Annotated in this window: 9 protein-coding genes and 1 pseudogene; 6 read left to right on the top strand and 4 right to left on the bottom strand. The window is 45.9% G+C overall.

Annotated elements, in window-relative coordinates; translation table 11 throughout:
- Positions 1-11: 11 nt before the first annotated feature.
- A complete protein-coding gene (locus tag OEY58_22005) occupies positions 12-341 on the bottom strand; it encodes a transposase (protein ID MDH5328129.1) in 330 nt (109 codons plus the stop codon).
- A 183-nt stretch (positions 342-524) separates the two neighbouring features.
- Between OEY58_22005 and OEY58_22000 the strand changes: the two genes are divergently transcribed.
- Together OEY58_22000 and OEY58_21995 are read left to right on the top strand one after the other, a co-directional pair.
- Positions 525-2,024 carry an O-antigen ligase family protein gene (locus tag OEY58_22000; protein ID MDH5328128.1) on the top strand — a complete coding sequence of 500 codons (1,500 nt, stop codon included), beginning with the start codon at positions 525-527 and terminating at the stop codon, positions 2,022-2,024.
- 190 nt (positions 2,025-2,214) lie between these two features.
- Positions 2,215-2,396: pseudogene (locus tag OEY58_21995) on the top strand (MGMT family protein).
- Positions 2,397-2,439: 43 nt separating this feature from the next.
- On the opposite strand, the gene OEY58_21990 reads toward OEY58_21995, so the two are convergent.
- On the bottom strand, positions 2,440-2,856 hold the full coding sequence (locus OEY58_21990; protein ID MDH5328127.1) for a hypothetical protein: 417 nt from the start codon (positions 2,854-2,856) through the stop codon (positions 2,440-2,442).
- Between the two features lie 4 nt (positions 2,857-2,860).
- On the bottom strand, positions 2,861-5,683 hold the full coding sequence (locus OEY58_21985; GenBank protein MDH5328126.1) for an EAL domain-containing protein: 2,823 nt from the start codon (positions 5,681-5,683) through the stop codon (positions 2,861-2,863).
- 832 nt (positions 5,684-6,515) lie between these two features.
- Between OEY58_21985 and OEY58_21980 the strand changes: the two genes are divergently transcribed.
- Positions 6,516-6,791 (top strand): DUF1488 domain-containing protein, encoded by a 276-nt coding sequence (locus OEY58_21980; GenBank protein ID MDH5328125.1) that lies wholly within the window; start codon positions 6,516-6,518, stop codon positions 6,789-6,791.
- Positions 6,792-7,093: 302 nt separating this feature from the next.
- The gene (locus tag OEY58_21975) at positions 7,094-7,804 is read left to right on the top strand and encodes a phosphodiester glycosidase family protein (protein ID MDH5328124.1); all 711 of its coding nucleotides are present in this window, start codon (positions 7,094-7,096) and stop codon (positions 7,802-7,804) included.
- Positions 7,805-7,891: 87 nt separating this feature from the next.
- On the opposite strand, the gene OEY58_21970 is transcribed toward OEY58_21975, so the two are convergent.
- Complete coding sequence (locus tag OEY58_21970; GenBank protein MDH5328123.1) at positions 7,892-9,859, bottom strand: fibronectin type III domain-containing protein; 1,968 nt, start codon at positions 9,857-9,859, stop codon at positions 7,892-7,894.
- Positions 9,860-10,118: 259 nt separating this feature from the next.
- Between OEY58_21970 and OEY58_21965 the strand changes: the two genes are divergently transcribed.
- On the top strand, positions 10,119-10,664 hold the full coding sequence (locus tag OEY58_21965) for an RNA 2'-phosphotransferase (GenBank protein ID MDH5328122.1): 546 nt from the start codon (positions 10,119-10,121) through the stop codon (positions 10,662-10,664).
- 344 nt (positions 10,665-11,008) lie between these two features.
- On the top strand, positions 11,009-12,040 hold the full coding sequence (locus tag OEY58_21960) for a D-alanine--D-alanine ligase (protein ID MDH5328121.1): 1,032 nt from the start codon (positions 11,009-11,011) through the stop codon (positions 12,038-12,040).
- Positions 12,041-12,065 lie beyond the last annotated feature (25 nt).

Genomic DNA, 12,065 nt, shown 5'->3' with positions numbered 1-12,065 from the left:
ACAAGCCCCCGCTAGAGGGTTTGCGGTTGATAGTTAGCTTGGTGTTTTAAAACACCAAAGCAAATCTGAACGAGCTTACGCATGGCGGCACACAAAGCAGACATTTTGGTTTTTCCCTGCTTTAGCAGTCGCGTGTATTGGGCTCTTATGTCCGGGTTGTGCTGGGTTGCCACCACAGCAGCCATGTAGAGTTTGGACCGAATCAGCGAACTGCCTCGTTTCGATAAGTGGGGTCTACCGCGAACGCTGCTCCCGGATTCGTAATGTACCGGATTTAGCCCCACATAGGCCGAACATTGCGTGGCAGCTTTAAAATCTCGGCTCCTTATCATGGCAATCATGTATTGAGAGTGGGCCAAGAATAGTGCCGTATACTAATCATACAATTTGCCCCCTAAAAAATTCTCCGTAGCTCCCAACTTTTTGCTATTTATGAAAGTTTGCCGTTAAGGGTACGTATTGATACCGCAATGGCAAGGTTCTTGAATATTTATAATACTTGAACAAAAGTACCCGGATCATTTATGAGTTCTATCTTGTACGTTCTGAAAGTCGCAGGTAAATATCTTCCCTTGATTCCCCTGTATTTCTTTCTGGTGATGTTTTGTATTGCCTTGGGATTCGACATTAATTTTTTTACTGAATCGGCATACAACCAAAAAAGGCTGATCCAATTAAGCACTTTGGCATTATTAGTGCTGACATTGCTTATCAACCGCAAATTACTTGTGGATTTATACACTGCCTGGACTAATTTGCCATCCATAGTGAGGTGGGTACTTTTAATTGTTGCATTTTTAGGTGCGCTTTCCAGCTACCAAGCGCCTTTGCCAAAACACGCCTTCCAGGAATGGAGCTTATTTGGTTTACTATTTATTTTTACGCTGAATATTAGCAATTGTCTATCTACGTTGTTTGTGCAAAAAGTCGTATTGGCAACATTGGCCATTGGTATTTCACTCTACCACTGGCGATTTATGGCCAGTGCCTATATACCGAGTTTGGATTTAACCGGGTGGTTAAAAGGCTATGAATTGTTTGTTGGCTTTGTCCAGCCTCGATTCTTGAATCAAATTCAAACCTGGATATTACCATTAATGCCTGCGCTACTCATTGTCTTTGGTGGTGTTTCTCGGCGTTACCATTGGGTTCTGTGGCTCCCGGGTATACTTGGCTGGACGTTGTTATACGCTTCGGGCGGGCGGGCCACATTGATTGCGATGATCTTCGCCGCCATTGTAGTACCTGTGTTGTTTGCCCGACGTTCTATGGCATGGTTGAAAGTGCATATATTTTTCGCAATAGTCGGTCTTGCACTTTATTTATTGTTGTTTCACGGGATTCCTCATTTGATTTCCGTGGAGATGAATTTACCCAAAATCACCGATCGTTTAGCACAAGCAGGCCTAGCGGGACGGGGGAGTCTTTGGAGTCTGGCGTGGGAATTGGCGTGGGCGAATCCACTGCTAGGGCTGGGGCCGCAACAATATGCAAACTATAGTAATTATGCCAGTGCTGCTCATCCCCATTCGGCATATTTACAGTGGATGAGTGAAAGGGGGTTGATTTCTTTTGCTTTGATTTTTTGGTTGTTAGTCTATGGATTCATCAAGTGGGTAAAATTTTGCCGGTACACTTTAAATAGTGCAGATGGCGAACAGTCCATATTATTAATAAGCTTAACAGCTTCCTTGGTTGCAGGTGCAACCCATGCGTTAGTCAGCGGAGTTATCGTCATGCCATTTAGCCAGATGGTGATGTGTATAGTTGTGGGGTGGGCGCTGGCTGTTTATTTCGATGCGAATACATCCGCTCGCATTTGCTCAGCGGCAATAACCAGGAAACCACTAAGCTTATGGATTGTGGGAGTGGTATTCCTGGGCACTATTCTTTACTCAAGCTATCCTGCCATTACTCAAACAGATCAAATAACGGAAATCTATTTAGAGAAAAATCCCCACGTCACAGTCCTTAAGCCTAGATATTGGATTCAGGGATATATTGGTTGGCAAGAAGCACAATAATGGCGATTGGTCTGGTAATTTTGGAATAATCAACATCGCTCATTTGTTTTCTGTGTATGCATTAGATTCCGGTGATCAGAATATGGACAGTAATTCGTTATCCCAAAACCTGTACGCAGATATACGTGAAGACATTAGTGGAACAGCGGACACAGTAGGCTTGATATTTAATAGGGAGGTCCAGCAGGACCGTCCGCTATATCTTTATGTGTCAGGAACCAATTTTCTAATAAGTGTTTGGAAAGCATTATTGGAGATTCCGCCGGGATCGGTTACAAGCTACACACAGGTGGCAAATAGAGTGGTGGTTATCATCGGGGTGAAACAAGAATGCATGCAATACACGCCTGGGAGTCAGCATGGCATGGATAGAAATTGGCGTGGTAGTGGTGTTTTGACCTTCGTTTAAAATCGACTAGGGAAAGTCTTTTAAACAACAACGACCGGAAGGATTTTTGGTTTCGCAGGAGCAGTTTCGTTCCTTTGTTTGTTTGATGACGAATTGTTTTAGTAGCGGATTATTTTTAATATCGCTCAGGGTAATACCAAAGCAATAACATATTTTCTTATCGTTCCCCGTTTGTTTCTGGCCGATGGGGTGCCGTAGTTCCGCTACGGTGATTACCTTGTCGTCTTCGCCAAAGTACACCACATCACAATCCGGGCTGTCACAAAAATAGTATTGTTGTACTTTCAATAATCGATACCACGCCGATTTTAAATGATGAAGCATGGTTTGTCGGTCAACCGGAGCATATTTCTTATTGTTTACAGGACAGCGGTGTTTTTTAGAGTGCCTGGGAGTGGGGTCTATATTGCAGCAGTTGGACATGGATTTAGTTCCGCTGTGCTTTTATATCACATTGGTATACCGCGTCGGTGCTTGTCGCGGATAGGTTTTGGCTGCTTTTTGTAAATGGTTCAGGTTTGGAGATGCCGAACCCTTGCGCAAAATCAATTCCAATACTGCGTAGTTTGTTCAGAGTATCTACATTTTCAACATGTTCGGCAACCGTTCTTAACCCCATTACTTTTCCAATGCGATTAATGGCTTCAACCATTGCGCAATCGATCTCATTCGTGGCTATGTCTTTGACGAATGCGCCGTCTATCTTCAATATATCAACCGGCAGGTTTTTTAAGTAGCCAAATGAGCTCAGGCCGCTGCCAAAATCATCCAATGCAAAATGAAATCCCAGATCTACCATTTTCGACATAAAATCTCTGGAGCGTATGATGTTGGCAATTGCCGCGGTCTCGGTAATTTCAAAACATACTAGGTTTGGTGTTATGTGATATTTATCCGCTTGTTCGACGATATAGTCAAACAGGCCGGCGTCTCCCAGCGATTGTCCTGACAGGTTGATTGAGCACAGCCCCAGATTGCTAAATTCATCACGCTCATTGTTGGACAGCATAGCGAAGGTCTTTTCAATGACCCGGTAATCTATGTCCAGTACAAGATTATAGCGTTCCGCTGCGGGGATGAATGTTTTGGGAGAAATGATTTCCCCAAACTCACCCGTAAGCCTGGTCAGTACTTCAAAATAGCTTTTTCCATCATCTGCGCCTGATAGCGGAAGGATTTCTTGAATATATAGACAAAAACTGTCGTTTTGTAGCCCGCGCCTAATCTCGCGGACCCAGCGCATTTCACCGCTATGCTGTGAGTACTCAATATCTTCTACTTTATGTACGTGGACTGTGTTACGACCTTGTCCTTTGGCAATATAGCAAGCGGAATCTGCGGCGGTGAGTACTTTTGAGACACCGCCACTTTCACTGGTAATGGGGACCACACCAATACTGGCGCCAATTTCAAATGTTTGATCATCCCATATGAAAACAAATTCTTTAACCACTTTCCGAATTTTTTCAGCGATGTTCTCCGCTACCTCGATTGGGCAACTTTGCAATAGTACTGCAAATTCGTCGCCCCCCAATCTGGCTGCCGTGTCTATGCTGCGTATTATGGATTGTATATGTGAGGACACCTGTTTTAGGAGCTCATCACCCGCTATGTGCCCACATGTATCATTGACTACCTTAAATCTATCAAGATCAATGTAACACAGTGCGTGTTTGGCGTTTTCCAGCTCTGCCGTTTGGATCATGGCTTGTAAACGCGTTTCAAGTTCACGACGGTTTACCAGGCCGGTTAACTCGTCATGACTGGCTTGATAGGATATTTCGCTTATTAGGCGTCTTAACTCGCTAACGTCACTAAAGACAACTACGCTGCCAACAATACGTTTGTCACGATCGAATATGGGGGACATAGTGCTGGCTATAGGGAACTCCTTCCCATCTTTTCGAATAAGCACCATCTTGTCTGTAGAAGGCATTCTCAACCCTTGGATCAAACAATAATCCAGTTGATCCAGTATGGGTTCCCTGGTTGCCTCATCAATTGCGCGAAAAATGGATTTCAAAGGCAACGCTTTCGCGCTTGAGTTGCTCCACCCGGTCAGTGTTTCCGCTACCGGGTTTATGTAGTCCACATTACCGTCCGCGCCCGTGGTAATAACGCCATCCCCAATCGAGTCTACCGTCACTTGGGCTCGTTCTTTTTCTCTAAATAGCTCAGCCTCCATACGGATACGTTCCAATTCCGGACCGGAACGTGCGGCGAATATTTTCATTATCGGGATAATGTGATCTTCCTGCTGCATTGGGCCGTCGTGCATAACCACCAAAACTCCAACGGTTTCACCTGAAGAGTTGTTTAGCGGTAAACCCCAGCAGCTCTCCACGCGCATCATTCTTTGCATGTCCGCGCTTGGAAGAAGTTTCGTTACAGAGTGACAGCAATAGCAGATCTTGTCTCTGCAAGCGTCACCGGTAGCACCTTCTACTGAATAGCTAAAGTTATCAATCAGCTTGGTACCACGCCATACAGCAATCGTTTTAATCACAGAGCCCTTGTTTTGCAGTTCCGCCACAAAGGCGTATCGTACGCCAATGGCATTCGCCATGTGTTCAACAACCGACTTAAAAAAGTTCTTACCTATTTCCGCGCCGGTGCCTTCAATGATGCATTTTATCGATTCAACTATCTGTTCTCTTTCTTTTGCCTCAGCTTGCAGTATGTTGGAAACGGTACGAAGTTCGTTTAGTTGTAGCAGGCGATGGATAGTAAGTGCGAGGGGATTGGCAATTAGTGTTCCTAATTCAATTTCCCTTTCGCCATATAGTTGTGATTTATTACTTCCCACAATTAAGACGCCAATTGTAGTACCGTAAGCCGCTAGGCGGACCAGCATAAAATCGTCGATTACAGGAATGGGATGCGGCAGAACGATCTGTTTTGAGTCCGATAAGCTACTAGTTAGAAAGATGTCTTTACTGTACCAAAAGCGATCGAGAACGGTGTTTTCTCCTGCCAAGCTCTCAACATCGTGCCAGCCATGGTGATCCAGTACCCGCGTGGCTGGGTAAGCGGCTTCAGATGGTAGGGCAAAGGCACAATAGTCAAAATCAAACAAGGCTTCCAGGTGCTTCACCAGGCCGCTGAATAGCTCTTCCACCTCGGATGGGTGATTTATAAACAGTAGAATGGGTAGGACAGTTGCGCTGTGGGAAATAACACTGTGATTTTCGTGTTCAAGCAAAGCCTCAGATGGGACGTTTTCCGGCTTTGGCACACCTTTTCGAGGCATAATTCACACTGTTACAAATATTTAACAATGTTATGACTATCGGAAAGTTGAGTGAAACCTTTAGGTATTTCAGTACACAGAAAAATCGAAAGGCTACCCTCGTTTTCGTAAGAAGTTAACCAAAAGGGCAGTTTCAGTGTGATTGTATGAGGCGCTCTTATCTAAGCAATTGGTTTTTCTAGGTATTATATATGGCGATACTCGGAATGTATCCACACTCCTCGGAACACAATTGGGTACGATGACTCCGACTTCAAATGGCTAAGGGACGTTACCCCTAATAAAGTCGGGTTACTAAACCCACACGTTTACCGGTATGGGCAGGCTGATCCGACAGCCACCTGGGATTAAGAGCGATCACGAGATTTGATCAACCGCGTAGAAGCCTACATGATGATTTTCATGTCTCGGGTTTAATGGAATCCTTGTGATTGCCCTGATCAGGAGTGGACATGATGGGTAAAGAAAAGTAATAAAGAATTTAAAAAGAAAACGACTTTGAGCCCCTATAAAAAGGCGGCTTTTGTATGTCTTTCCGTGAGACAAAACCACAAGCCAAAACGATGCTTCAATAAATAGACAAACCCCGCAACGGTTAAGTGTCTCCAAGCGCATTAGCATAATTGATTTGCTATCTCAGAGGAAAGAGCGGAAACTGTGATGAGTATGAATTTACGCACGCTATTCAGTATTACATGACGGTCATCGAAAACACCTCACGGGTTTCGTTGGCGAACAGTGGTGTGTTCAGCCTTTTTAAATGCATGAGCGTTATTTGCAACAATAACACTGACAGCACCGGCATTCCTGGCGCGGTTCAGGGTACCAGGTGATGAAACTAAGCTTTCCCAATCCAAGCCGCAGCTTCGATGCTAACAAGAATCGTGTACTCTTTTGGGGGTATGATAGCGCCATCGAAGTCTCCTTTTTTGTGGAAGCCGATGCTCTTAATCTCACCGATCCACATGCAAATTGCTCGGAAGCGGATTTTCTGCAGGCGTTTGATGCCTTACGAAAGCGGATCTATGAGGTTGCAAACAAAGTCTATATGCGCGGCGGCAAAGGCACCTATTCGTATGTCCTGGGGGCTAAGGATTTTGATGGTTAATTCTTGAGTTGGCTGTAAATAGCACAGTAACAATCCGATTCTCCTGCTCAGTGGAAAACAGAAACTAGAACGAACACTAAGGAGACAGATATGACCGATCAAGAGAAAGCATTGATGGCGCAGTATGACATTACCTGTGAGACAACCAGCACCGCAATTATGGTGTGAGTCCGACAAGTCGATTTGCCCAAACACCATGCTTGGTTAACGGGACTTGGTTATCGGTAGAGGTTCAACCCTGTTTATTGTGCTCCGACCTCTGTTTCTGTAAACTTTTTCTCAAACCGATTCGTGGCCACAATATGATGAACCTCCCTGTGTTGCGTACTTTGCTATTGTTATCGATTCTGTTTGCCAGCTATGCAAGCGAGGCTTCGCAGGACTACACCGTCCTACGTATAAATACCGTTACACAAGATCTGCAACTATTTTGGCACGATGACAAGGGGATTCCCTTTCAGCGCTTTGATCGCTTGGCCTCTTGGTTGCAAAAAAAAGGAAAAAAGCTTGTCTTTGCCATGAACGCAGGAATGTACCACGCGGATTTATCACCGGTGGGCCTGCTGGTGCAAAACGGTGTGCAGATTAAGTCCCTTAATCTTACCGGGGGCAAGGGTAACTTTTTTCTAAAACCCAATGGGGTTTTCGTGGTGTCACAAACAGGTCCAAAAGTAGTGGATGCCACAGAGTACGGCAAACACTCAAAAGGCGTTATCTGGGCGACTCAATCAGGCCCACTGTTGTTAAAGAACGGTGCTGTGCACCCAAAACTCAACCCCATGTCTACTTCGCGCTTAATTCGCAACGGTGTCGGGGTGTCAGGCCGGGAAGCCATTTTCGTCATCAGTGAAAAACCCGTCTCTTTCTATGAATTCGCGCTCTATTTTCGAGACGTGTTGAAATGCGAGAACGCACTTTACCTGGATGGCGTTATCTCCGGCATTTACTCGGATGAAACAGGCAGAAATGACAAACGGGCCAGTTACGGCCCCATTGTCGGTGTTACACGGTAGATGCCAAGGGCGGACCTGCTTGCGCCAGGCGGGTGATGGCTTGTCAGGTGTAGCTGCGGCCCCGAACTCTCGGGGCCGTTTGGGACACTAAGGCATATAAAAGGATGCTCTAACATCCAAGTAGCTTTTCAGCGTGCCATAGTCGAACCAATTGGAGAATGTCGTCAGGATCGCTGCGCCGGAGCCGTTAACAACGAGTTGGTAGTCTTCTCTGCCAAAATAGTCCTGGACACTGACTGCGGTACTCCAGGTTTGTGCTGCAAAATCGTAGATTCGCTCATAAGCATGAACTGCGCCGGCATTGGTCGAATAATGTGCGCGAAACAACCCGGTCCCGAAAGCAGATGGCGTTAGTGAATAGATGTCATCTGTAGTGGTCGGCATTTCCTCTATTGGTCCCATGCTCACCGTAGCGCTGTGATAGACCGCAAGATTGTCTGACTCTATGATATTCACCGTGTCATCAATGCGTTTTTTCCAGTACACCACCGAATTACCGGCCGGATCCGCTCGGACCGAACCCCAATCCATAGCAAAGTTGGAGGTATCCACTGCAATTTCACTATTCCAGGTGGTCCCGGCAGCACTGTATTTTCTGAGTTTCAACTCATAATCACCCGCCGGCTTGTGGGCCCACAGTACGAAAATATCTCCATTGGCATTGGCTGACATATCATAAAGATAGTTGCCGGCATCCAGCATTGGGTCGTCGATGTTGATGGGCATCGTCGTCTCCCAACCGCCGGAGTCGGTATAACGGCGTACGAAAATCTTATTTGTGCTGGAAGTGGATGCCGGTTTCTCGTCCCAAGCAACAATGATTCGATCACTGCTGTCCAATGCGGTAAAGGGTCGGCCCACGTACGGGTTGGAAGAACTGTTGATGGGGTTTACCGTCGCCCAGGTGTCGCTTAGTCTATTGTAAGTGCGAGAGTAGTAATTGCCATCGTCGCCATGCCAGATTGCTACGGCGTTACCTGAAGAATCCAGCTGAACAACAGGTTCCCCCGGATACTGTCCGCTTTCGGTGCTGCTCAATGGTACGGCGCTGCCCCATACGCCGCCCTGATAGTGCTTCACATAGATATCATGGCGCCAGGTTAAATTGTCCGGATCCAAATACGTGCGTTCGCTCCAAATGACAGCAGCCTCGCCGTTATCCGATAAGCTGGAACCGGAGTCGAACCCGTCGGTGATACTGATTGTGGTTGCAGTACTCCAGTCAGTTGCAGGATCGTATGTTACAGCATACACGGTTGAATATGTGGTGGTCCCGTGGCTCCAGCTTATCAAAGCCTTACGGTTGCTGTTTAAATGGGTTTTTTTATCGTAGTAAGCTTCAAAGGCACCTAATAGTCTCGAGGACGGTACTTCTTTGACATTCCAACCGGATGCCAAATCGGGAACAGCGCTGACGGTTGATGACCAGGCGCTGCTGCCATTGCCATTCGTGGACAAAATTCTATAGTAATAAGTGACACCATTGCTTAAACCGGTAAAGGTGTACGAAGTGGAATTGGTAGCCAGGGTCCCTTTGTTAACGGTAAAAGCCGCGTCCTCTGCATAATCCACTTCATAACCGGTCGCGCCGCTGACGGCCGTCCAGGAAACACCAATCTGTTTATTGCCCGGTGTGACGAGGAAGTCCGTGACCGGCCCCGGAGGTGCTCCCTGTGGTGTGGCTTGGTCTGAAATAGAGTCAGAGCTTTCACTGCTGGAATCGGTCGCCGTAACCATTACCGTGTGGAGCTGCCCATTCACTAAACCAGAGATCGTGACCGGAGAAGTAGCACTTGTTAACAAACGGATATAACTGGTTTTGGAAACAAATCCAGCATCATTAACATAGATGTTATATGAGGTGGCTCCTGCTACGGTAGCCCAGCTGACGTCGATCTGGGCGTCGCCTGCGGTTGCTGTTACACCCGTGGGTGCTGCCAGATTACTGGGGTTGGGATCAACAATGTCTCCGGGAGCGCCCCCACCGCCGCCTCCGCCACAAGCACTTAACCATAGAAAAAAATAAAAAATAGGCAATCGAGATATGCTGGACATACGAAACTCCGGTTTGGCCGTACCCAAAAGTGGTTTTAGCTCTTTAGTTCATTGAGTAATCGTCTTGTTTGAAATATAGTTTACAATTCAACTGTGACTTGCGTCACAGTTGGGGCTATGTCGCCCCCTATGGAATCAAAAAAAGTGGTTTTACTGAAGATAAATAAGCGGTTGCAAAAAATATCAACCCAAACACATTTGGTAATTCGTAATCCAGTGTCGATGTTCGAAAAATACTGATTGCTGATATTATTAGCCAATGGACGATCTTACCCGGCTAAGCCGATTTTTAAGTTATATTTTGCGCCACAAGCCTGAGGCTGTCGGACTCACCATGGGTAAAAACGGTTGGGTGGATGTTGCAGAGCTTATTGAAAAAGCGCAAAAACACGGAAAACCCTTAAGTCCGGATATTCTTACAACCATAGTTCAACAAGATGAAAAACAACGCTATTCCTTTAATTCGGATTTAACACAAATTCGGGCAAACCAAGGGCATTCCGTACCGATTGATCTGGGACTCCATCCGATCAAGCCGCCGCAATTTCTGTATCACGGCACTGCTGTTCATCATCTAGAGTCAATCAGCCGGCAAGGACTGCAAAAACAAAAACGGCATCACGTTCACTTATCCGAAGACCGGAAAACAGCCAAAAGTGTCGGCTCCCGCTACGGCAAACCGGTAATCTTAACCATCTCAGCCGGAGAAATGTTTAAACAAGGCTGTTTGTTTTATATGTCGGAAAACCGTGTTTGGTTAACGGACCAGGTGTTACCGCACTATATTTCTTTTCCAGAAAACTAATGGCGGGTTTCCATCGCGGTTGGATCACTTTAAATCCAATTTTTGCATCACCGGCGGGGCAGGAAGGATACGGATCTGCAGGCCGTCTTTTGACAATCCACGCTAACATCTTCATTTCGTTCGTTTAATTAAAAACCTATCTGCACTGAGTGGGCTGGCCGTCGTGTATCCCACATAACAGACCCAGCCTCCCCCGCTGCCTTAACAGGGTTTGTGGCCGTTCTACTGTCTGATCTCCTTCCTGGGCTAACGCCATTTCAGACCCAATCACTGCTTTTTGAAACATGCTTCATGCATTGAAGCATCCGAATCGATATCAATACCATCCATGCAGGTTGAACTAAATGAGAATAGAAATCATCACCACACCAAATGATGAATTAAAAGAGACTGGATTTGGAGCACTGAGTGCTTGCCATAGTGTCTTGGAATCCATTAACAAACTCGGCTATGACGTAAAATTGAGCGTGTGTAGATGCTTGCAAGATCTGGAGCTGATTGTGAGCAGGAAACCGGACCTTGTCATCCTCGCCGTGAAGTACATTTCTATTAACAATGGATGTGACATCTGGTTGTCAGAATACTTCGCCGAACATGGAGTCAATTATTCCGGCTCGACAAGAGAAGTGCTGAAGTTTGATTCTGACAAGGTTCTTGCAAAAACACATTTACGAAAAAAAGGTTTGAAAACCGCGAACTATTTTACCGCCATCCCGGGTCAGTATAGATGCGAATCTGACTTGCCAGTAGCATTCCCATTATTTCTTAAGCCATTGGATGCGGCCAATAGTAATGGAATAGATGACTTATCGTTAGTCACAAATTTTGCAGAATTCGAAAGTAAAACCCTGTCTCTCTATACTGAATTTGATCTGCCTGTGTTAGCTGAAGAATATCTTTGTGGTCGGGAATTCTCGGTTGCTATCATTAAAACAGAAGACAGTAAACTCATCGTCTCTGCTGTTGAAATCGTCCCACCCCAATCAACAAAGGGTTTGCGGGTTCTGGGAGAAAAGACCAAAAAGGAAAACTCAGAAGAGATCAAAAAAATTGGAGATCAAAAAGTTCTAAGTGAAGTAACAAAACTGGCGATGGATGCCTTTGCAATGCTGGGAATATGGGATTATGGACGAATTGATATTAAAACAAACAAACGTGGCCAATGCCATTTCATGGAGGCCAATTTAGTGCCCGGTATGAAGTTTGGTGCCAGCTATTTCCCCAGGGCCTGTGAGATAGCGAATGAACTAAGCTATGATGCGGTAATACAGCTGATTGTAGAGAAAGGAATTAGCAGAGCGCCACATGCCGAACCACTGAGTATGCCGCTGATCACTTCCTACGGTACTGGCGAAAAGCGCCTTGCAGCTTCGTAAAGAAAGCAATAAATAGGGTTGAAAG

Source organism: Gammaproteobacteria bacterium, from assembly GCA_029882975.1.
In the GTDB taxonomy this organism is placed as follows: domain Bacteria; phylum Pseudomonadota; class Gammaproteobacteria; order SZUA-152; family SZUA-152; genus JAJDNG01.
The sequence above is the reverse complement of the archived record's forward strand: the minus strand, read 5'-3'. Positions and strand labels throughout refer to the sequence as shown.